The organism is Streptococcus vestibularis, from assembly GCF_900636445.1.
In the GTDB taxonomy this organism is placed as follows: Bacteria; Bacillota; Bacilli; order Lactobacillales; family Streptococcaceae; genus Streptococcus; species Streptococcus vestibularis.
On record NZ_LR134275.1, the window covers coordinates 706,254 to 725,665 of the forward strand.

At 40.2% G+C, this 19,412-nt stretch carries 25 protein-coding genes and 1 pseudogene; 15 read left to right on the forward strand and 11 right to left on the reverse strand.

Annotated features, from left to right (window positions below; translation table 11 throughout):
• The first annotated feature begins 10 nt into the window (after positions 1 to 10).
• The 4 genes from hprK to EL076_RS03625 all read left to right on the forward strand — a co-directional run bounded on the left by hprK (position 11) and on the right by EL076_RS03625 (position 2,707).
• Entirely contained in the window at positions 11 to 940 is a 930-nt protein-coding gene (gene hprK, locus EL076_RS03610; RefSeq protein WP_003093297.1) for an HPr(Ser) kinase/phosphatase, read from the forward strand.
• Positions 940 to 1,731 carry a prolipoprotein diacylglyceryl transferase gene (gene lgt / locus EL076_RS03615; RefSeq protein WP_126429300.1) on the forward strand — a complete coding sequence of 264 codons (792 nt, stop codon included), beginning with the start codon at positions 940 to 942 and terminating at the stop codon, positions 1,729 to 1,731. Before hprK ends, lgt begins: the two co-directional genes overlap by 1 nt.
• 124 nt (positions 1,732 to 1,855) lie before the next feature.
• The gene (locus tag EL076_RS03620; RefSeq protein ID WP_126429302.1) at positions 1,856 to 2,254 is read left to right on the forward strand and encodes a DUF948 domain-containing protein; all 399 of its coding nucleotides are present in this window, start codon (positions 1,856 to 1,858) and stop codon (positions 2,252 to 2,254) included.
• Between the two features lie 12 nt (positions 2,255 to 2,266).
• Complete coding sequence (locus EL076_RS03625) at positions 2,267 to 2,707, forward strand: YtxH domain-containing protein (protein ID WP_126429304.1); 441 nt, start codon at positions 2,267 to 2,269, stop codon at positions 2,705 to 2,707.
• Between the two features lie 57 nt (positions 2,708 to 2,764).
• Here EL076_RS03625 and EL076_RS03630 read toward each other — a convergent pair whose 3' ends face one another.
• Positions 2,765 to 3,061, reverse strand: a complete 297-nt coding sequence (locus EL076_RS03630) for a DUF3270 domain-containing protein (protein WP_126429306.1) — start codon at positions 3,059 to 3,061, stop codon at positions 2,765 to 2,767.
• 238 nt (positions 3,062 to 3,299) lie between these two features.
• Here EL076_RS03630 and EL076_RS03635 point away from each other — a divergent pair, with 238 nt between their 5' ends.
• From EL076_RS03635 to EL076_RS03645, 3 genes are all read left to right on the forward strand, one after another.
• Entirely contained in the window at positions 3,300 to 4,229 is a 930-nt protein-coding gene (locus EL076_RS03635) for a peptidase U32 family protein (protein WP_048788546.1), read from the forward strand.
• Between the two features lie 95 nt (positions 4,230 to 4,324).
• Positions 4,325 to 5,611, forward strand: a complete 1,287-nt coding sequence (locus EL076_RS03640) for a peptidase U32 family protein (protein WP_003094356.1) — start codon at positions 4,325 to 4,327, stop codon at positions 5,609 to 5,611.
• On the forward strand, positions 5,611 to 5,928 hold the full coding sequence (locus EL076_RS03645; RefSeq protein ID WP_081448737.1) for a CHY zinc finger protein: 318 nt from the start codon (positions 5,611 to 5,613) through the stop codon (positions 5,926 to 5,928). The genes EL076_RS03640 and EL076_RS03645 overlap by 1 nt, the downstream gene beginning before the upstream one ends.
• Before the next feature lie 45 nt (positions 5,929 to 5,973).
• Here the strand turns inward: EL076_RS03645 and EL076_RS03650 are convergent, their stop codons facing one another.
• Positions 5,974 to 6,513 (reverse strand): biotin transporter BioY, encoded by a 540-nt coding sequence (locus tag EL076_RS03650; protein WP_048788545.1) that lies wholly within the window; start codon positions 6,511 to 6,513, stop codon positions 5,974 to 5,976.
• 95 nt (positions 6,514 to 6,608) lie between these two features.
• On the reverse strand, positions 6,609 to 6,893 hold the full coding sequence (locus tag EL076_RS03655; RefSeq protein ID WP_126429307.1) for a hypothetical protein: 285 nt from the start codon (positions 6,891 to 6,893) through the stop codon (positions 6,609 to 6,611).
• 124 nt (positions 6,894 to 7,017) lie between these two features.
• On the opposite strand from EL076_RS03655, the gene EL076_RS03660 reads away from it, so the two are divergent.
• Complete coding sequence (locus EL076_RS03660; protein WP_002886106.1) at positions 7,018 to 7,230, forward strand: YdbC family protein; 213 nt, start codon at positions 7,018 to 7,020, stop codon at positions 7,228 to 7,230.
• Positions 7,231 to 7,263: 33 nt separating this feature from the next.
• Here the strand turns inward: EL076_RS03660 and EL076_RS03665 are convergent, their stop codons facing one another.
• Positions 7,264 to 8,598: an Nramp family divalent metal transporter gene (locus tag EL076_RS03665; RefSeq protein ID WP_126429308.1), complete on the reverse strand. Its 1,335-nt coding sequence runs from the start codon at positions 8,596 to 8,598 to the stop codon at positions 7,264 to 7,266.
• A gap of 194 nt (positions 8,599 to 8,792) precedes the next feature.
• Between EL076_RS03665 and EL076_RS03670 the strand changes: the two genes are divergently transcribed.
• Positions 8,793 to 9,101 (forward strand): hypothetical protein, encoded by a 309-nt coding sequence (locus EL076_RS03670; protein WP_126429310.1) that lies wholly within the window; start codon positions 8,793 to 8,795, stop codon positions 9,099 to 9,101.
• Between the two features lie 36 nt (positions 9,102 to 9,137).
• Here EL076_RS03670 and EL076_RS03675 read toward each other — a convergent pair whose 3' ends face one another.
• Both EL076_RS03675 and lysS read right to left on the reverse strand, forming a co-directional pair.
• Positions 9,138 to 9,503 (reverse strand): DUF7832 domain-containing protein, encoded by a 366-nt coding sequence (locus tag EL076_RS03675; protein WP_003094184.1) that lies wholly within the window; start codon positions 9,501 to 9,503, stop codon positions 9,138 to 9,140.
• 233 nt (positions 9,504 to 9,736) lie between these two features.
• Positions 9,737 to 11,227: a lysine--tRNA ligase gene (lysS, locus tag EL076_RS03680; RefSeq protein WP_003094420.1), complete on the reverse strand. Its 1,491-nt coding sequence runs from the start codon at positions 11,225 to 11,227 to the stop codon at positions 9,737 to 9,739.
• A 227-nt stretch (positions 11,228 to 11,454) separates the two neighbouring features.
• Here lysS and EL076_RS03685 point away from each other — a divergent pair, with 227 nt between their 5' ends.
• The 5 genes from EL076_RS03685 (at position 11,455) to EL076_RS09955 (ending at position 14,944) form a co-directional block, all read left to right on the forward strand.
• Positions 11,455 to 12,747, forward strand: coding sequence for a LysM peptidoglycan-binding domain-containing protein (locus EL076_RS03685; protein WP_003097476.1), 1,293 nt, complete (start codon positions 11,455 to 11,457; stop codon positions 12,745 to 12,747).
• A gap of 13 nt (positions 12,748 to 12,760) precedes the next feature.
• Positions 12,761 to 13,240 carry a hypothetical protein gene (locus EL076_RS03690; RefSeq protein ID WP_002952755.1) on the forward strand — a complete coding sequence of 160 codons (480 nt, stop codon included), beginning with the start codon at positions 12,761 to 12,763 and terminating at the stop codon, positions 13,238 to 13,240.
• A 323-nt stretch (positions 13,241 to 13,563) separates the two neighbouring features.
• Positions 13,564 to 14,466: an HAD family hydrolase gene (locus EL076_RS03695; protein WP_003097475.1), complete on the forward strand. Its 903-nt coding sequence runs from the start codon at positions 13,564 to 13,566 to the stop codon at positions 14,464 to 14,466.
• 58 nt (positions 14,467 to 14,524) lie between these two features.
• Positions 14,525 to 14,674 (forward strand): hypothetical protein, encoded by a 150-nt coding sequence (locus EL076_RS09950; protein WP_003093815.1) that lies wholly within the window; start codon positions 14,525 to 14,527, stop codon positions 14,672 to 14,674.
• Positions 14,675 to 14,776: 102 nt separating this feature from the next.
• Entirely contained in the window at positions 14,777 to 14,944 is a 168-nt protein-coding gene (locus tag EL076_RS09955; protein ID WP_003097474.1) for a hypothetical protein, read from the forward strand.
• A 98-nt stretch (positions 14,945 to 15,042) separates the two neighbouring features.
• Here EL076_RS09955 and EL076_RS03700 read toward each other — a convergent pair whose 3' ends face one another.
• The 4 genes from EL076_RS03700 to EL076_RS03715 all read right to left on the reverse strand — a co-directional run bounded on the left by EL076_RS03700 (position 15,043) and on the right by EL076_RS03715 (position 17,755).
• The gene (locus tag EL076_RS03700) at positions 15,043 to 15,681 is read right to left on the reverse strand and encodes a histidine phosphatase family protein (protein ID WP_003097473.1); all 639 of its coding nucleotides are present in this window, start codon (positions 15,679 to 15,681) and stop codon (positions 15,043 to 15,045) included.
• Positions 15,682 to 15,683: 2 nt separating this feature from the next.
• Complete coding sequence (locus tag EL076_RS03705) at positions 15,684 to 16,157, reverse strand: aminoacyl-tRNA deacylase (protein ID WP_003097472.1); 474 nt, start codon at positions 16,155 to 16,157, stop codon at positions 15,684 to 15,686.
• 114 nt (positions 16,158 to 16,271) lie between these two features.
• The gene (locus EL076_RS03710; RefSeq protein ID WP_003097471.1) at positions 16,272 to 17,174 is read right to left on the reverse strand and encodes a glycoside hydrolase family 25 protein; all 903 of its coding nucleotides are present in this window, start codon (positions 17,172 to 17,174) and stop codon (positions 16,272 to 16,274) included.
• Between the two features lie 191 nt (positions 17,175 to 17,365).
• The gene (locus tag EL076_RS03715) at positions 17,366 to 17,755 is read right to left on the reverse strand and encodes a hypothetical protein (protein ID WP_003097470.1); all 390 of its coding nucleotides are present in this window, start codon (positions 17,753 to 17,755) and stop codon (positions 17,366 to 17,368) included.
• A 95-nt stretch (positions 17,756 to 17,850) separates the two neighbouring features.
• Between EL076_RS03715 and EL076_RS03720 the strand changes: the two are divergent.
• Positions 17,851 to 18,693, forward strand: a pseudogene (locus EL076_RS03720) (HAD family hydrolase).
• Between the two features lie 36 nt (positions 18,694 to 18,729).
• Here the strand turns inward: EL076_RS03720 and EL076_RS03725 are convergent.
• Positions 18,730 to 19,356 (reverse strand): Pr6Pr family membrane protein, encoded by a 627-nt coding sequence (locus EL076_RS03725; RefSeq protein WP_002890606.1) that lies wholly within the window; start codon positions 19,354 to 19,356, stop codon positions 18,730 to 18,732.
• Positions 19,357 to 19,412 lie beyond the last annotated feature (56 nt).

A 19,412-nucleotide genomic window follows, 5' to 3' on the forward strand; every position in this document is an offset into this window, starting at 1 on the left:
AGGAAATAATATGACAGTAACTGTTAAAATGTTGGTTGATAAGCTTAAGCTTAAGGTTGTCTATGGGAACGAAAAACTTTTGTCAAAACCAATAACAACGGCTGATATCTCTCGTCCTGGTTTAGAAATGACGGGTTATTTTGACTATTATTCACCAGAACGACTTCAGTTGGTTGGGATGAAGGAGTGGTCCTACCTTAAAACCATGACTGATAATAACCGTTATTCTGTTTTTGCTAATATGTTTAAAGCGGAAACTCCAGCTGTTATCGTGGCACGTGGTCTTGAGATTCCGGAAGAGATGCTTCAAGCTGCTAAGGAAAATGGTGTAGCAGTTCTTCAAGGACGCAATGGTACATCATCACTTTCAGGTGACATGTCTTGGTATCTCAACTCTCAATTAGCTGAACGTACTAGTGTCCATGGTGTTTTAGTAGATATCTATGGGATGGGTGTTCTCATCCAGGGTGATTCTGGTATCGGTAAGAGTGAAACAGGGCTTGAGTTGGTGAAACGTGGTCACCGTCTTGTCGCTGACGACCGTGTAGATGTTTATGCTAAGGATGAGGAGACTCTCTGGGGTGAGCCCGCAGAAATCCTCCGCCATCTTCTTGAAATTCGTGGGGTTGGTATCATTGATGTCATGAGTCTCTACGGAGCTAGTGCTGTCCGCAATTCATCTCAAGTTCAGTTGGGCATATATCTTGAGAATTTTGAAAATGGCAAGGTCTTTGACCGTCTTGGAAATAGCAATGAAGAGATTGAATTACAGGGCGTTAAGATTCCACGTATCCGCATTCCTGTTAAGACAGGACGTAACGTGTCAGTCGTTATCGAAGCTGCAGCAATGAACTATCGTGCTAAGCAAATGGGATTTGATGCAACCAAAACTTTTAATGACCGTTTGACTAACCTCATTAGTAAGAATGGTGAAGAATAATGTTAGCTACTATTGATCCAATTGCTCTAAGACTTGGTCCAATCAGTATTCATTGGTATGCCATCTGTATTGTATCTGGTCTTTTACTTGCCGTTTATCTGGTTCAGCGTTGGGCTCCTGAAAAGGGAATCGATCCTGAGCATATCTTAGATTTTATTCTTTTAGCCTTTCCTATAGCTATTGTTGGTGCTAGGCTCTACTATGTGATTTTCCAGTGGTCTTATTACAGCCAAAATCCATCGGAAATTTTTGCGATTTGGAATGGTGGAATTGCCATCTATGGTGGCTTGATTGGTGGTGCAGTTGTCCTTTATTGGTTCGCTAAACGTCATGCTATTTCGGTTTTAGATTTTCTAGATATTGCGGCCCCTGGGGTCATGATAGCTCAGAGTATCGGTCGCTGGGGAAATTTTGTCAATCAAGAGGCCTATGGAAAAGCAGTTAGTCATCTGAATTATCTTCCAGAAATTATCCGCCAGCAGATGTTTATTGATGGAAGCTACCGTGTACCTACCTTCCTTTATGAAAGCCTGTGGAATCTAGTTGGTTTTAGCATTATTCTAGGACTACGACGTTTTAATAAGGGATTGCGACAGGGAGATGTGACTTCATTTTACCTTATCTGGTATGGTCTTGGACGTTTTGTCATTGAAGGAATGCGTACGGATAGTCTCATGTTTGCTGGCTTGCGTGTTTCACAATGGGTCAGCATTTCCATCATTATCCTTGGAGCTGTCCTCTTATATTTCCGTAAACAACGTCCAAAAGCAGATTATAAAATGAAAAGCTAGTCATACTGTTCAGACTTTGTTATAATGAAATGAAAATTATAATAACAAAGGTCATAAGAAGCAGGAGTCAAACACTCAGTTTCTTTGAATTAACCTTTTAAGCAGGTCAAAGGAGTCTTAAACTATGGCAGAAATTGCATTTCTTATTATTGCAATCGCACTTGCTGCGTTCCTAATTGCATTAATCCCAACTCTACTTCGCACACGTCATGTTGTCAAAGAAGTTGAAGAAACAGTTGCTGTTCTTCGTACAGATATCAATGTGACCCTTCATCAAACAAATGAAATCTTGGCTAAGGCCAACGTCTTGGTTGAAGATGTTAATGAAAAAGTTCAAACAATTGATCCTCTCTTTGTAGCAGTAGCTGAGCTTTCAGAAAGTGTTTCTGACTTAAATACCGAAGCTCGTTATCTCGGTACTAAGGCAAGTGCAGCAGGAGCAAGTGTCGGTAAAGCAGGCTCAGCCTTTGCTATCGGCAAGATTGCTTCAAAACTATTTGGTAAAAAAGACAAGAAAAAATAAGGAGGTCTTTTCATGAGTAAATTTCTAAATACCCTAATTATTGGCGCAGCATCTGGAGCTGCAGCAGCTTATTTTTTCACAACTGAAAAAGGTAAAGCAGTTAAAGTACGTATTGATGAAGAATTCGCTTCATTCAAAGAAGATCCTAAAGCTTACCAAAATCAAGTGGTGGGAAAAGCTAGTGACTATAAAGAATTGGCAGTCGATACTTTCCAAGATTATAAAACAAAATTTGAAAATGGCGACATCACTGTAGATGATTTGACAAAAGCCGTTCAAGAAAAAACAGCTCAAGTTGCTGACTTTGCAAAAGAGAGCTTTGAACTTATCAAAGAGAAAACAGCTCAAGTAACTCCTGAACAAGCGGATGTTGAAGCAGAAACAAAAGCTATCGTAGATGATATTGTCATTGATATTAAAGATATCTCTGAAGAAGTAGCAGAAGTAAAATAATAAAGAAAGCACATGAGGCTTTCTTTTTTTAATACGAAAAAAACGTTGACCAAGCATTCAACGTTTTTGTGCTTTATAATATTTGATTAGGACATAAATGCCTATCTGACCAATGACGCTAATGGTAATTGCCCAAAAGAAGGCCCAGAAGGAAGCCACCTGTGCTACCAAGAAAAGGAAGGCAACTAGGACTGTTGAAACACAGAAGCTTGAAATACGTCCAAAGAAAATCATATCTTGTAGCTTAATACTATTATTATTTAAACCTTGATAATCTTGATAATTCGTCGTTTGAGGACGCTCAGTCTCGAAATCTTCGATGTGATCAAATTGACGGTGTAAGTTGTCAGCCATGTCTGCCTCCTTTCTATATAAAATACCTAAACCACTTTTCCATGTAGGTTAAAATATTTAGTCAGTATTTCACTATTTAGAATCTCATTAATAATACCATAAAAATTTTATATTGCAAAGTTTTTTTTGATTTTTGTGAAAATTATAGTATTTAAAAACTAATATAAAATATTCAGATACAGCACTTTGAACCTAAAAATTCTAAAAAAATCTAATCATTTGTGCTATAATGTGAGTTATGGAAAAAATAGTGATTACAGCGACTGCTGAGAGCTACGAGCAGGCATGTGAGCTCCTAGAACTTGGCGTAGATCGTATTTACATCGGCGAAAAAGCTTTTGGCCTTCGTTTGCCTAAGCCTTTTTCATTCGCAGAGATGCGAAAGATTGCAGAGCTGGTACATGAGTCTGGCAAGGAATTGACTGTTGCCGTTAACGCCCTCATGCACCAAGGTATGATGGATGCTCTTCCAGACTACCTTGATTTTCTTGAAGAAATCAAGGCAGATTATATCACGGTTGGTGATGCAGGAGTTTTCTACATCTGTAACCGTGATAAACGTCCCTTCAAAATGATTTATGATGCTTCAACCATGGTAACCTCTAGCCGTCAGATTAATTTCTGGGGCAAACAAGCTGGAGCTTCTGAAGCTGTTTTGGCTCGTGAAATTCCGTCTGCGGAACTTTTCGTCATGGCTGAAAATCTTCAAATTCCAGCCGAGGTTTTGGTTTATGGTGCAAGTATCATTCACCATTCAAAACGACCACTTCTTCAAAACTACTACAACTTTATCAAAACGGATGAAGCTGTTACCAAAGAACGTGACCTCTTCCTTTCTGAGCCTGGTGACCCAGATTCGCACTACTCAGTGTATGAGGATATGCACGGGACACATATCTTTGCCAATAATGACCTGGATATGATGACTAAACTTTCAGAGCTCGTTGAACATGGTTTTGACCACTGGAAGTTAGATGGTGTTTATTGCCCAGGTGAAAACTTCGTAAAAATCACTGAGTATTTTGTGAAGGCTCGTGACCTCATCGAGGCTGGCGAATTTTCACAAGATCAAGCCTTCCTCTTTGATGAGGCTATTCATAAATTACACCCAGCCAACCGTGGTTTGGACACAGGTTTCTATGATTATGAACCTGACCGTGTAAAATAAAAATATGTCCTCCTTCGTTTGAGAGTTTTCCATTTTCAGGGAACGAAGGAGACTTCTAAAAACAAAAATCGACAATCTTGCAAATTGGAGAAATTATGACTACAACTAAAAAACGCCCAGAGGTTCTGGTACCTGCTGGGACTTTGGAAAAATTGAAAGTCGCTGTAAATTACGGCGCAGATGCTGTTTTCGTTGGTGGACAAGCCTATGGTTTGCGTAGCCGTGCCGGAAACTTTACCATGGACGAACTTCGTGAAGGTATCGAATACGCTCACGCTCGTGGTGTCGATGTGCACGTTGCTTCGAACATGGTTACCCACGAAGGAAATGAAAAAGGTGCAGGTGAGTGGTTCCGTGAATTGCGTGATATGGGACTCGATGCCGTTATCGTATCTGACCCAGCTTTGATTGAAATCTGTTCAACTTATGCTCCAGGCCTTAACATCCACTTGTCAACGCAAGCATCTGCGACAAACGTTGAAACCTTCCATTTTTGGAAACAGTATGGCTTGACTCGTGTTGTTTTAGCACGTGAGGTTACTATGGAAGAATTGGCTGAAATCCGTAAACGTACGGACCTTGAAATTGAAGCCTTTGTCCATGGTGCTATGTGTATCTCATACTCAGGTCGCTGTACCCTTTCTAACCACATGTCAGACCGTGATGCCAACCGTGGTGGTTGTTCACAGTCATGCCGCTGGAAATATGACCTTTACGACATGCCATTCGGCCAAGAGCGAAAGAGTATCCACGGTGAAGTTCCTGAAGAGTACTCAATGTCAGCCGTTGACATGTGTATGATTGAAAATATTCCAGACCTTATCGATAATGGTGTTGATAGCCTGAAAATCGAAGGTCGTATGAAATCTGTCCACTACGTATCAACAGTTGCCAACTGTTACAAGGCTGCCTGTGACGCTTACATGGAAAGTGCAGAAGCCTTTTATGCCATCAAAGATGATTTGATTAACGAACTCTGGAAAGTTGCCCAACGTGAATTGGCAACAGGTTTCTACTACAAGACTCCAACAGAAAACGAACAACTCTTTGGTGCCCGTCGTAAGATTCCACAATACAAATTCGTTGGTGAAGTCGTAGACTTTGATCCAGCAACTATGACAGCTACAATCCGTCAACGTAACGTTATCCTCGAAGGTGACCACGTTGAATTCTACGGACCAGGCTTTCGTCATTTCGAGTGTGAGATCAAAGATCTTCACGATGCTAATGGTAATAAGATTGACCGTGCACCAAACCCAATGGAACTTCTTACTATTACCGTGCCACAAGAAGTTAAACCTGGTGACATGATTCGTTCAACTAAAGAAGGTTTGATTAACCTCTACCAAAAAGACGGTTCAAGTAAGACTGTTCGTGCCTAATGACGAGAAAAATATATGGTCTCTTGGTAGATAATGAGAGCAGGTGCCAGCATTATCACACAGAATTAGATATTGTTGCCCTAAAATGCTTCGATTGTCTGAAGTATTATGCCTGTTATCAGTGTCATGATAGCTTGGAGGAACATAGATTTCGAGCTTATCCTTGTCAGATCAAGCAGGACAAGGTCCTTATCTGTGGTGTTTGTAGGTACGAAATGACGATCGAGGAATATCAAGAGGTAGTAGCCTGTCCCAATTGTCACAGTGCCTTTAATCCAGCTTGTTCAAAGCACTATGACATTTATTTTGAAAAATAAAAAGATTGAAGATTCTGTTTACACGAACAAAGTCTTCAATCTTTTTTAGTTAAAGTAACTATGATTTTTAAGAGCTTTTAAGACTGGCTTAGTCACCAAAGCGACGATGAGACCTTTAATGAGGTCAGGAATGATAAAAGGTGTTAAACCAACAGCTACAGCTGCAGACCAACCCATCTTTCCAAGAAAGTGCAGGCTGAGGATACCACCGACAAAGACAAGTGAATCTCCCAAAACAAAAGCCAAAAAGCTTTTCCAGATAGGAGTATTAGCATGAGTCAGTACTGATGTGACAAGAGCAAAAAAAGGATAGGCAAGCAGATAGCCAGCTGAAGGACCAAAGAAGGTTTGAAGCCCACCGCCACCTCCTGCAAAAACCGGTAGACCAATGGCACCTAGGATAAGGTAGAGGGTAGCGGCAAGAGTTGCCTCTCTTGGCTTAAGGACGGCAGCAACAAGTCCGACAGCAAAGGTCTGTAGAGTAATGGGAACTGCCCCAATCGGAATGATGATTTGAGCCAGTGCAGCAATGATAGCAGCACCGAAGGCGGGAAGTATGAGTGACAGTGTACGATTTTGTGTCATTTTTAGTTAACCTTTCGTAAATCAATAGTTAACTTATTATAACAAGCACTTCTGAAATAGTCAATCTCATAATAAAACGAGGTTAACAGATAAACTTAACCTCGTTGTGATATGATTTTTAGACGTTTGATTCCTTTTAGTTCAATCATGCTGATAACTTTGTCCTGCTCGATAAAGATAGCCTGACACTGGCTGTCATAACGATTGATGTAGCCTTTATAGATCTTCTGATTAGAAGTCAGCATGACCATTTGGTTATTATCAATAGCACGATAGATATCGTTAATAAGATGATTTTGCATTAGGTGGATAGGTTTGCTGTGACCTGTTTCCACAAACTGATGAAGCTGATGCTTTACCGCTTCTAAAAAGTTTATCATGGTCATTTCCTTCATTTCTTGATAAAATAATTATAGCATGAAAGGTGAAATTTTGTGGATAACTTCTTTCTAAAACACACAATTTTCACAGAGAAAAACGAATAAAGCTAGTGGAGGTAAGCAAATGGCAGAATTTTCATTTGAAATTGAAGAAAAACTCTTGGTCTTATCTGAGAATGACAAGGGCTGGACTAAGGAGCTTAATCGTGTGAGCTTTAACGGAGCACCGGCTAAGTATGACATCCGTACATGGAGTCCAGACCACACCAAGATGGGCAAGGGAATTACCCTTAGCAATGAAGAATTCCAAGTTCTCGTTGACGCCTTTAAAAACTAAAACAAGGTCAGCATGGCGCTGGCCTTATTTTGTTTAAAACGTATCAAAGATAAGTTTGAGATTGAGAATGGTTAGGACAAGAGCGATGGCGTAACCAAGGAAGGTATTCCACTTGGCATTGACGTGTTTTCCCATAAGTGATTTCTTAGAAGTATAGTAAATCAAAGGGAAAATAGAGAACGGCAAGGCAAGTGAGAGGAAAACTTGTGAATAAACCAAGAGTTGATCCAGAGTCTTTTCTTGATCACCGTAGAGAATAGCTACAACGATAACAGGTAGCAAGGCGAAGAGACGTGTGAATAAACGAATTACCCACTGCGGTAACCTCATGTGGAGGAAGCCCTCCATAACAATCTGACCAGTCAAGGTCCCTGTAATTGTAGAATTTTGTCCACTAGCTAAGAGAGCCAAGGCAAAGAGAGTTGAAAGTGTCGAACTAGCTATCGCACCGGCAATCTTGGAGTCCTGAAGAGCATTGTACATTTGCGAGAAGGCTGAAATATCAGAAGCGTGACCAAAGAAGAGAGCAGCCCCCAAAATCAAGAGGAGGGAGTTTACCACAAAGGCCAAAGTCAGCTGGATGTTTGAATCCCAGGTCATGAAACGGACAGCCTTTGTTACATCATCACCATCAGAATGGTTAACCTTACGCGTTTGAGACAAGGACGAGTGCAAATAGAGATTATGTGGCATAACGGTCGCCCCCACAATCCCAAGTGCCAAAGTTAACTGGTTGGTATGTCCAGCGGCATGAGTCTCGAAGAGAGTTGGTGTAGGGAGATAGCCTTCGAGAATTCCCGCAACACTAGGCTCAGACAAGGCTACCAGATAGACAAAGATAACTAGGATTGTCAAAATCAAGGTTGAAACAATAGCTTCGATTTTTTTGAACCCTAGCTTCATGATGAGTAGGAGTAAAAAGACGTCTAGGACTGTCACTAGGATGGCTACCATGATTGGAATACCAAAGAGCAGGTTTAGTGCGATGGCAGAGCCAAGCACCTCAGCCAAATCCGTCGCCATTAAGGCCAGCTCAAGAATCACCCAAAGCGTGTATCGCAACCATTTAGGCGAGTGATAGGCAGTAGCTTGGGCCAAGTCCATCTGGGTCACAATCCCTAATTTTCCGGACATTTGTTGCAACTGCATAGCGATTAATGATGAAATTAAGATGACAAAGAGTAGGCTGTATTTGTAGGTCGCCCCACCGACGACACTGGTAATCCAGTTTCCTGGATCCATGTATCCCACGGCCACAAGTGCCCCAGGTCCCAAGAAAGCCTTAAGGTTTTGCCAAAAACGATTATTATTTGGTGTATCAATTGATTGGTTTACCTCCGAAAGGGAAACCTTTTTTAAAGATGTCATAAACACCTCTTTCTAAGTCACATCTGCACAAGAATAGCCTTATTTCTGAGCAGACTGACAGTTTTATTATAGCACTATGAAGAAGATGTGCAAGGTTTCGAAAGGTATTGACTTTTTAGTCATTAATGTTGTATCCCTACTTTTTATACTAAAGTATAGGAGTACATATATTACTATATGGGGGAGAAAAATAATTGAAAGCATCTCAACTAACAGTGAAGAAAAAGATTACCCTGGCACTCGTAGTTGTCATCGTGGTTGCTTTGCTTATCTTTATCATTAACGTGCAGATGAATCAGCCTGATAACCTACCTGCCAATTACATGGAGCGCCTTAAAAATCCTGGAATGACCGGAGATTACATCGGCCTCTGGAAGTCTCGTTGGCATGAAGAAAACAAAGCCTGGCTTTATCCTGCTAAACAATATGCTATCTATGCAGAAGTAGCTCTAGCTTGTTTATCAGCTTGGATCGCAGCTTCAAAAGCAAAATTTTGGAAATAAGAAAATGCTTCTCTCATTTTGAGAAAAGCGTTTTTCTTATTGTCTGATGTGAGTCTGATATTGACTAAACATCTCATCAATATCATCTTCAACCAAGTGATAGATCTTCCAGTCAAATTCAGTTCTAGCAACATCATCAACCAAGACAGTATAGTAAAAATCCATAAAATCTTCATAAAAATCAGAGATGAAGGGAAGGAGTATGTCACTGATATCAGTTGAATAGAGTTTTTTATCAAGATGTTTAAAGAGATAGTCTGTACCTGTAATCGTTTCATTCTTGAGTTTTTGTATACCCTTAAGATTAAATCCATCACTTTGGGGATTCAGAAAATCATGTTTTGCTAGCCAGGCGACGAAGATACTGAGATGAAAAGCAGCTCTTTTATTAGTCTGTAGCATATCTGAATCCGTTAGCTTTTTTAAGGGATATTATTTTCTTCACAATAAAATACAAGTGCTTGGTAGAAAAAATAATCTGTGCGATCTATGGAAAAGTCGAATTGACTTTCTTCTTTCTTCGTCTCAGAATGTTCAACCACAGTTTATTCTTTCTTAAAAAGGGACTTCAGTTTTTGAACACGTTTATACCTCATATAAAAATATCCCATTATTTGACTAATGGGATATTTTTATTATTTCATCGTTGGGAACAACAAGACATCACGGATGGTTGTTGTATCAGTGAGAAGCATGCAGAGGCGATCGATACCGATTCCGAGTCCACCTGTTGGTGGCATACCGTATTCGAGGGCTTCGACGTAGTCGTAGTCGATACCTGTTGCTTCGTCATCACCGAGTTCTTTAGCAGCAGCTTGTGCTTCGAAACGTGACAATTGATCGATCGGGTCGTTCAATTCGGTGAAGGCATTTCCGTACTCTTTAGTCATGATGAAGAGTTCGAAACGGTCAGTGAAGCGTGGGTCTTCTGGGTTTTTCTTAGCGAGTGGTGATACAGCAACTGGGTGACCGTAAACGAATGTTGGTTGAATCAATGTTTCTTCAACGAATTCTTCGAAGAAGGCGTTGATGATGTGACCAACTTCAGTGTAGTGTTTTTCAACTGGAACATTCTTTTCAGCAGCGATAGCTTTGGCTTCGTCCAAAGTCATATCTTGCCAGAAGTCAACACCAGTGATTTCCTTGATAGCATCAACCATGTGGATACGTTTGAATGGTTCGTTAATCTTGATTTCAGTTCCTTGATAGTTAATAGGTCCGTCACCTTTAACGACTTTAGCAGCGTGTTGGATGATACCTTCAGTCAAGTTCATGATATCGTGGAAGTCAGCGTAAGCTTGGTAAACTTCGATAGATGTGAATTCAGGGTTGTGAGTGGCATCCATACCTTCGTTACGGAAGATACGTCCGATTTCGTAAACACGTTCCATACCACCAACGATGAGGCGTTTGAGGTGGAGCTCAGTCGCGATACGAAGCACCATGTCAATGTTTTGTGCATTGTGGTGTGTAATAAATGGTTTGGCAGCCGCACCCCCAGCTTCATTGTGAAGAACAGGTGTTTCGACTTCAAGAAAACCTTGAGCATCGAGGTAGCGACGGATTTCAGAAATGATTTTTGAACGTGTGACAAAGCGGTCAAAGCTTTCACGGTTAGAAATCAAATCGAGGTAACGTTTACGGTAGATGGTTTCAACGTCTGAAAGTCCGTGGAATTTTTCAGGCAATGGACGAAGAGCTTTAGATAAGTGTGTAATATGAGTAGCCTTGATAGAAAGTTCTCCCATATCTGTACGCATAACTTCACCTTCGACACCGAGGAAGTCACCAAGGTCAGCTTTCTTGAAGATTTCGTAGTTTTCTTCACCGACAGCATCTTTACGTACATAGATTTGGATTTGACCATCGCGATCTTGGATGTGGGCAAAGCCAACTTTACCTTTACCACGCTTAGTCATCAAACGACCTGCGATAGTAGCAGTTTCATTGATTTCGTGCAATTCTTCTTTTGTTTTATCAGCGTATTTTTCTTTTAATTGACCAGATGTAGCTGTACGTTCGAATCGCTTACCAAAAGGATCGACTCCTTGTTCAGCCAAGGCCGCCATTTTTTCACGACGGACAATCTGTTGATCGTTCAATTCTTCCATGTGTTGATTTGACATGTTAGTCCTCCATAAAATAGTCGTAAATATTGTATCATAAATCACCTTCTAAAGATAGGACAAATGACTAAATGTCAGATAAATAAAGGGGAAAGCCCTTTATTTTTAAGAAAAATAGCTAACTTGAATTAATGATTGATTAGGAAGTTATATAATTTATTGACAAATATAATAAAAAAGTGTATAATAGCAGGGTAGGATTCGTATGAAATTAAGGAGAATATACAATGAAAAAGAAAAATTATGTTGGTAAAGCTGTGATGCTTGGCGCTTTACTAGCGCCTATTGGGCTACCTACGGTATCTGTGTTAGCAGATGGCTTTTATCAAAATCAAACAAGTGCTCACGCTGCAGATATTACAAACTGGATTGCCAGCACACCGCAACAAATTACAAATAATTTGACAACTCAGAACATCAATCCACAACAGTTAGATGGTCAAAAATATGTAATTCAATGGGGTGATACCTTGTGGGGAATCTCTCAAGCGACGGGAATCTCTATTGAAAAATTAGCCTACGATAACAATATTCAGAATATTGATCTTATCTTTGCTGGTGATGTCCTTATTTTAAAACGTGATGGTGATGTACCAGCAGGTTATCATGTGACTGGTAATGGTCACCGTTGTGCACATTCTAAGATTGTTATCAACAACTATTATGGCGATAATAACCGAGTGATTATCAATAATAGTACTTTTGTATCTGATGACCACTCTAAGAATACAATGATTTACGCTCCAGATAATTCTGATAACAGCATTTCATTCTCCAATACCAATAATAGCGATAAAGATAAAGATTCTAAAGAAAGTAAGGAGTCATCTTCTTCATCATCAGAATCTAAAGACGCTTCATCAAGTTCAACAAGTTCTTCTTCATCATCAGAATCTAAAGATGCTTCATCAAGCTCAACAAGCTCTTCTGCATCAAGCTCAACAGCAAGTGGCAGTGAAAGTAAAGCAAGTACAGATACTTCTAAAGAGAAAGAATTGACTGAGGATGCTTTCCAAGACAAGGTTCAAGAAGAAGTTTCAAATATTTATCAACAAAAACGCTCAGGTAGACCTACATGGAAATTCTTCTCACATGTAGATGATAAGAATGATCTGAATGCTGATGCTAAGAAGGACACTGAAAGAACAGCGCTTTACCGTCAAGGCGAAACTGCTAAAGATGAAGACATTGCTAATGGTCCTAAAGATGGTGCCAGAACTGAAGCCAATGCCAAAGCACTCGCTGAAAAGATTTACGACACCCTTAACAAGGGTGGCAAAATGTCAGAGCTTATCAAGGCAAAATATGCCCAAATTAAGGTAACTTACAAGGGTGATAAGTGGGCCTTCAATGTTGATGTTTATAAAGAAAGTTCATCATCAAGCACTGAAACATCATCTGAATCAAAAGCTTCATCAAGTGATGATTCTCAAACAGAAACACGCATGAGTTCAAGTTCATCAAGTCGTACTGAAACAGACTCAGAGGCAAATTCCTCTGACCTAACTGGTGACGAATAGAGAGAGGTCAAGCATGTCAAAGAGAAATATCATTATTAGTGTTGTACTTGCTTGCCTCTTGGTTACGGGAGCTGGTTTCAGTGTCTTCTATTACTGGGGGTCACACCATTTGGATAGTGTTGTACCTGGTAAGGTTTACCAATATTCAAGTTCTTTAAATGGTGAGGTTAATAATCGTGTCATGTATGTAGCCTTCCAAGAGGGTGGTAACAAGGCACTAGTGAGTCAGGACCGTACGACAGTGGTTAATGCCGCTAAGAGCCAGACTGATTTTGACAAAGCCTATAGTGACCAAACAGCTAAATGGGAATATAACGTGACAAAAACAACTTTGACTCTCGGTAAAAAAGAGGATGATCAATTGTCACAATGGCAGTACAACAAGGTCTTTGCTTATGGAGACCATTTCACATCAAAGGATTTCTATTACCAGATTGCCAAAGGTGGTCAGGGTGAAGTGAAACAAAAAATGACCTTTAAAGAAATTAAATAATCATCTGATGATAAAAAGATACCTAAGGTTTGGAATATCATGTTTCAAACCTTTTTTCTATCTGAAATACTGGAAATCACGAATAATATTTTCCTAATTTTGCTCAAAAATTGAAATAAGAGGGCAAAAACGGTATAATAAGACTGTTTGGGCAATTTCATGCTAGTCAAAAAACAGATATGCATGACTGCTTATAGACAGTTGACTTAAAGCAACTTTTGCAAGACTTAGTCTTAGGGGCTGACTGCTTCATCAGTTTAGTTATCGGACCTTCTAGTTTGCTAAGTCTCTGGCAAGAGAACGATATAAGAAGGAACGGACAAATGATTACCTCTATTGTTTTTGACGTTGACGATACTATTTACGATCAACAGGCACCTTATCGTATTGCCATGGAAAAATGTTTCCCTGACTTTGATATAACCCATATGAATCAGGCCTACATTCGTTTCCGCCACTATTCTGACATCGGTTTTCCACGTGTAATGGCCGGTGAGTGGACAACCGAATATTTCCGTTTTTGGCGCTGTAAAGAAACACTTTTGGAGTTTGGCTACCGTGAAATTGATGAAGAAACGGGTAACCATTTCCAAGAGGTTTACGAGCATGAGTTGGAAAACATTACTATGCTTGATGAAATGCGCATGACCCTTGATTTCCTCAAGGAAAAAAATGTTCCTATGGGTATTATTACCAATGGACCAACAGAGCATCAACTTAAGAAAGTCAAGAAGTTGGGATTATACGATTACGTGGATCCCAAACGTGTCATCGTCAGTCAGGCGACAGGATTCCAAAAGCCTGAAAAGGAAATCTTCAATCTTGCGGCTGAACAATTTGATATGAATCCATCGACGACTCTCTACGTCGGAGATTCATACGACAATGACGTTATGGGTGCCTTTAACGGCGGCTGGCATTCTATGTGGTTCAACCACCGTGGACGTAGCCTTAAACCAGGTACGAAACCAGTCTTTGACTTGGAAATCGATAGTTTTGAGCAACTCTTTGGAGCTGTGAAAGTCCTTTTCGATCTTCCAAATAATAAATATATCTTTGATATTAACGATAAAGAAAATCCAGTGCTTCAACTGGGTATTAACAATGGTCTTATGATGGCAGCTGAACGTCTTCTTGAGAGCAATATGAGTATTGATAAGGTGGTTATTCTCCTTCGTTTGGATGCGAACCAGGAAAAGATTCTTCGTATGAAATATGGTAGATAAATAAAACGGCCTCGTTAGGCCGTTTTATTGTCTAGAATGTGATAAAGGGAGAAGTGAAATGGTGGAAACGGATAACTTAAAATATGATATTGAAGCACTAAGTACTGAGCGTGATGCTTTGAGAAAAGAGGTAGAAGCGTTCAACGCCAAACGAGATGATCTATTTGAGGGTGTTAGAGATGCGGAGCAGATGAAGCGAGTTGCCTGAGATTCCTATTATGCCTTAGAGGACCATCTTAATGCTGAAGAAAAGCAAAGAGGGTTTGCTAATAACTATCGGGAACATGTTCATAGAACTGTCAAAATAGACGTGGAATTTATTTTGAGTCGAGGTCTTCGTTTTAAGCGTTTATTGTCTGAAGGACAGTATGATCTTGTCTCACAGGAATTAGACGATTTTGAAAATGAACTAGAGGACTTGGCCCGAGACTTTGGTGTCGAATTAGATTGTTTGCCAGATGAACCGAAGTGGAAATAATGGAAGTGAAGCTCTTAAAGTAATAGATTTAAGGGCTTTTTGACTGCTAAAAAGCGACCCTGTTAAGGACCGCTTGTCTTATGAAGTCAGTCAATGATTTAGTTAATCTTGTTTTGTTCATCCATATAAGATGTATCATTCCAACATTTAAGAGTGAAGTGCTCGAAATCATTGGTTTCGAGAATAGTGACAGAAGCATTGTCAAGACCTCCTGCCTTACGAAGAAGACCAGGTTTAAAACCAAGGAGTGTACGGATAGAAGCCGTTAAGTTAGCTCCGTGACCGACGATGAGGACATTTTTAGCCTCACTATCTTTAAGTGTTTTGACAAATTCGGCTACACGTTTGGTTGTCTGGTAGACAGACTCAGCTTGGAAGTCATTAGCACGGAAGTTGGATAGGTTATGACGGAAGGCATCCATTTCTTTGGGATAGATAGCCTGAACGAGTGCAATTTTTCGCCCTTCCAGTTTGCCAAGTTGCCATTCACGCAAAGCTTTAGTGTAGGTAACCTTAGATTTAGGTTTTTGAGACTCCATGATGAGCTCTGTAGTTTTTTTAGCACGTGGTAAGTCACTTGAGAAGACCAAGTCAAAATGTGTGTCACTGAGATAGTGACCTAACTCACGTACTTGTTCGATAGATTCTTTAAGCAAAGGCGAGTCTCCCTTGGAACCTTGAAGGCGGCCTTCCAAGTTCCACTCGGTTTTACCGTGGCGTACAAAATACAGTTTCATGATTACTCCTTAATATCAGCAAATTCAGCATTAACAAAATCAGCAAGTTCTTGACTATTGATACGGATAGAACGCCCAATCTCTCCAGCTGAGACAATAAGAAAACCTGCTTCTTGGGCAGACTGATCGATATAAATGGGAAAATTGTGTTTTTGACGAATTCCCACTGGGTTGTTAGCCCCGTGAACATAGCCAGTTGTTTTTTGGAGATCCTTTTGTGGAATCATTTGAACTTTCTTATTGCCTGAAATTTTAGCTAATTTCTTTTCAGACAGGTGTTCGGTGATAGGGACGATACCAATGACTGGTCCTGTCTTATCCCCTTTAAGGGCTAGGGTTTTATAGATGCTCTCACGAGCCACATCCTCTGGAAGCTCTCCTTCTAAACCATTGAAGGATAAGCTATCATGGTCTATTTTAGCTTTATCAAGAATTTGGTCGACCAAGGTCTTCTTGACTTTGCTTTTCTTAGCCATTATGTTATCTCCTTTTCAAAGTTTTACATTTCTACTTTCCATTATAACACATTCGTCCAAATACGCCTAAGTCAATTGGGGCAAGAATAAAACCAGTGTCTGAAACACTGGTTTTTACTCACTACTTGATGAATTTGTCGAAGTAGTCTTCTTATTTTTAGTTGTTTTTTTCTTAATCTTTCCAAAGAGTTTTTCAAAGGTTTTACGTTTGTTTTTCTCAGGATTGATTTGATTAAGATCTAGGATATTGTCGAAACCAGGGAGGTTTCCTTGTGACGTATACTGGTGAAGGTCATAGTCGATTTCAGTATTTGGCAAAGCCTCATAGTAGCCCGAGTCGACACCATAGGCTGGAATCCAAACGGCATCGAAGTTTTTGGTTGAAACTTCTTGCTCAAGCATGAAATAGGCACCAATATAGAGGCCAATCTTCTCAGCTCCCAGACGTTTGAGTTCAGCACGAAAGGCTTGGACACCTTCCTCCATGTTAGACATGGTTTCCTCTTCAACGTCAATCCAGTAATAGGTAGGTTTGTATGGAGAAGCATTTTTGTAGAAAATACGAGCTTCTTCCTTCATCTCTTTGACGGAAGTACCTTGGGCGTAGGAATAGACGGCAACTGGAACGTCACGTTTTTTGAGTTCTTTGATATGTGTTTTAAAAGATTTGTCAACCCCATTTGAGCTGGCGGCATTGCTATCCTTACTAATCTGTGATCCACCGAAGACGCGGATAATAGCACCAGAAATATGATTTGACAAGACATCGTAATCGATATCCTGAGGAAGTTGCCAACCCGAAAGGTCAATAATGGGATTAAGTATCAGCTCCTCATCGGAACTGTCAGACGTACTACTGGTTGTTGTTTTTGGTGTAGTAGCAGAAGGAATAGCAGATTTCACGTTCTCGAGATGCGCCTGCTGTTTAGACGTATTGTGAATGTTTGCAATAACTAATGCTAATCCTAAAAGAGCTAGAACCACGTAAACAACGATCGGTTTAATTCTTTTTCTCATCACCTCCCATTCTACATTAAATAGCGTAAAAATGCAAAATAGAGTGTTTGTAAATTCTGTGAGAGATATTAAAGTAACTTATTTTTTAAAAGCTTAGTAATACTAGCTCAAACTGATTTAATGAAGGTATTACTAGGTGATTAGTTGTGAATTAAGTGAATATTTCATTTATTTAAGACGGATTTTTAGCCTTATTTGTCGGCTTTTTCCTTAAAACTAGCACCACTAGTGGTATCAGACCAGGCGGCAAGAGCTTGAGCAGAGTTATCCAGATAGGTCTTGAGAGGTTGTTTCAAATCATAAATGGTTTCCCAAAATCCTAGGACCTTTCCTTCGTTGTCGATAGCAGCTTGGTAGGTCTGGATGAGAATTTGATCAAAACTGTCAGTTGGAATCTGATAACTTCTTTCTTTGGTAGGAGACGCTAGAACTTCAGACATGATCCAATCGGGAAGATTTTCAGACTCACGGGGGAAGAAGCTACCGTCAGCACCACCATTGTCATAGAGAAAGGTTCCTGTAGCATCATAGGCTGCTAATTTATAGGGCAGGTGATTCAGTAGTGTTTTTAAATCATTCATACCTTCATCATAGCTTCTTTCAGGAGAAATGGCAATACTTTGGATTGGAGCAGTATCAGGAGATAATAAAGTAAAAGAATACTTGAGGTAATATCATGTCAAAACTTATTTTTTTAGATGTTGACGGGACATTGGTAGATTATCATAATCACATCCCAGAATCAGCCGTAAAGGCTATTCGTCAGGCCCGTGAAAACGGTCATCTGGTATATGTTTGTACTGGTCGTAGCAAGGCAGAAATGCAACCAGAATTATGGGACATTGGCTTGGATGGGACATTGGTGGCAATGGCTCTTATGGGGAGCATCATGGCCAGGTCCTTATGCATGAGCTGATTTCCAAGGAAGACACTGCTAAGGTTGTGGATTGGTTGACCGAACGTTATCTAGCCTTTTATCTTGAGAGCAATAATGGTCTCTTTGCTAGTTCTGATTTTCGTGAGCGATCAAGTGAGACACTTAAGACTTACGCTATTCAAAAGGGGCAATCTGCATAGTCTGTTGAGGGTAAGGAACCAGAAGATTTCATTCATGGACTTGAGTATAGTGGGGAACTCTATCGTGACGAGCTAAACAAGGTCAGTTTCGTTTTGGAATCCTATCAGGACCATCTAGATTCGAAAGAAGCTTTTCCACAGCTTGAGGCCCATACTTGGGGAGGGGAGAGGTGAAACGGCCCTATTTGGTGACTTGGGTGTTAAGGATATTAACAAGGCTCATGCTATTGATGTCATTTTGGAGCATTTGGGAGCCAAGCAATCGGACACTATTGCTTTTGGTGATGCCAAGATTGATATCCCTATGTTGGAATACTGTGAGATTGGTGTTGCCATGGAAAATGGTGGTCCAGAAATCTTAGCTATGGTAGACCTTGTAACAGACGATGTTGAAGCTGATGGCCTCTATAAGGCTTTTGATAAATTAGGCTTGTTGAAATAGAAAAAACTGAGTTCCTTTTGGAGCTCAGTTTGTATTTTATGCTGGTTTACGACCGATAAATTTTTTCAAGAGGTACAAGAGATAGCCGACAGCGATATACCCGGCACTGATGACTAGGACATTTACCAAAACCTTGTTCCAACCAAATTTATTGACATTGATAAAGAAGTAGGCGAAAGGGCTATCTTTGGCACCTGGGATTGGGAGTTTTAGAACCAAGCCATTTAGAAGGGCAAAGGCAAAGTAAGACAGAGGGACCACTGACCAGTAAATTGGTTCACGGAGACGGTAGGCTTTCTTAGCATCGAAAATGAGGGTATCAAGCACCAATCCCCAAGGGACAATATAGTGAACCAAGAAATTGCGGAGGGTCCAGAATTTCTCAGGTTCTGTAATAGGAGCCAAGAGGATGTGATAGATGACTCCAGTGATGAGGATGGCCATGGTTACGCCACCCTTGTAACGCAAGAGTTTTGTGTTAGTCGTCGCATCTCCTTTTTTGAAGTCATAGATGATAAAGAAAATCAAACTAGAAAAGACGAGGATATTGGACAAAACGGTGTAATAGAGTAGCATGCCCCAACCATCATCATGGATTTGGATAGAGACTCCTACCAGTCCACAAAGAGCTAGTAAAATACGGTAAAATCGTGAAATAGTCATAAGCTTCCTTTTCCTAATAAATAATCTCTCTTATCATATCACATTTTTCACTAACA

Bases quoted from the DNA above. Each gene is read 5' to 3' on its own strand.
- EL076_RS03710 (WP_003097471.1), bottom strand. From the start codon at position 17,174: ATGAGAAAAAGAATTAAACCGATCGTTGTTTACGTGGTTCTAGCTCTT.
- EL076_RS03660 (WP_002886106.1), top strand. From the start codon at position 7,018: ATGGCAGAATTTTCATTTGAAATTGAAGAAAAACTCTTGGTCTTATCT.
- EL076_RS03725 (WP_002890606.1), bottom strand. From the start codon at position 19,356: ATGACTATTTCACGATTTTACCGTATTTTACTAGCTCTTTGTGGACTG.
- EL076_RS09950 (WP_003093815.1), top strand. From the start codon at position 14,525: ATGGTGGAAACGGATAACTTAAAATATGATATTGAAGCACTAAGTACT.
- EL076_RS03635 (WP_048788546.1), top strand. From the start codon at position 3,300: ATGGAAAAAATAGTGATTACAGCGACTGCTGAGAGCTACGAGCAGGCA.
- lgt (WP_126429300.1), top strand. From the start codon at position 940: ATGTTAGCTACTATTGATCCAATTGCTCTAAGACTTGGTCCAATCAGT.
- EL076_RS03685 (WP_003097476.1), top strand. From the start codon at position 11,455: ATGAAAAAGAAAAATTATGTTGGTAAAGCTGTGATGCTTGGCGCTTTA.
- hprK (WP_003093297.1), top strand. From the start codon at position 11: ATGACAGTAACTGTTAAAATGTTGGTTGATAAGCTTAAGCTTAAGGTT.
- EL076_RS03675 (WP_003094184.1), bottom strand. From the start codon at position 9,503: ATGCTACAGACTAATAAAAGAGCTGCTTTTCATCTCAGTATCTTCGTC.
- EL076_RS03625 (WP_126429304.1), top strand. From the start codon at position 2,267: ATGAGTAAATTTCTAAATACCCTAATTATTGGCGCAGCATCTGGAGCT.
- EL076_RS03690 (WP_002952755.1), top strand. From the start codon at position 12,761: ATGTCAAAGAGAAATATCATTATTAGTGTTGTACTTGCTTGCCTCTTG.
- EL076_RS03695 (WP_003097475.1), top strand. From the start codon at position 13,564: ATGATTACCTCTATTGTTTTTGACGTTGACGATACTATTTACGATCAA.
- EL076_RS03665 (WP_126429308.1), bottom strand. From the start codon at position 8,598: ATGACATCTTTAAAAAAGGTTTCCCTTTCGGAGGTAAACCAATCAATT.
- EL076_RS03715 (WP_003097470.1), bottom strand. From the start codon at position 17,755: ATGAATGATTTAAAAACACTACTGAATCACCTGCCCTATAAATTAGCA.
- EL076_RS03650 (WP_048788545.1), bottom strand. From the start codon at position 6,513: ATGACACAAAATCGTACACTGTCACTCATACTTCCCGCCTTCGGTGCT.
- EL076_RS03705 (WP_003097472.1), bottom strand. From the start codon at position 16,157: ATGGCTAAGAAAAGCAAAGTCAAGAAGACCTTGGTCGACCAAATTCTT.
- EL076_RS03630 (WP_126429306.1), bottom strand. From the start codon at position 3,061: ATGGCTGACAACTTACACCGTCAATTTGATCACATCGAAGATTTCGAG.
- EL076_RS03640 (WP_003094356.1), top strand. From the start codon at position 4,325: ATGACTACAACTAAAAAACGCCCAGAGGTTCTGGTACCTGCTGGGACT.
- EL076_RS03645 (WP_081448737.1), top strand. From the start codon at position 5,611: ATGACGAGAAAAATATATGGTCTCTTGGTAGATAATGAGAGCAGGTGC.
- EL076_RS03700 (WP_003097473.1), bottom strand. From the start codon at position 15,681: ATGAAACTGTATTTTGTACGCCACGGTAAAACCGAGTGGAACTTGGAA.
- EL076_RS03620 (WP_126429302.1), top strand. From the start codon at position 1,856: ATGGCAGAAATTGCATTTCTTATTATTGCAATCGCACTTGCTGCGTTC.
- lysS (WP_003094420.1), bottom strand. From the start codon at position 11,227: ATGTCAAATCAACACATGGAAGAATTGAACGATCAACAGATTGTCCGT.
- EL076_RS03655 (WP_126429307.1), bottom strand. From the start codon at position 6,893: ATGATAAACTTTTTAGAAGCGGTAAAGCATCAGCTTCATCAGTTTGTG.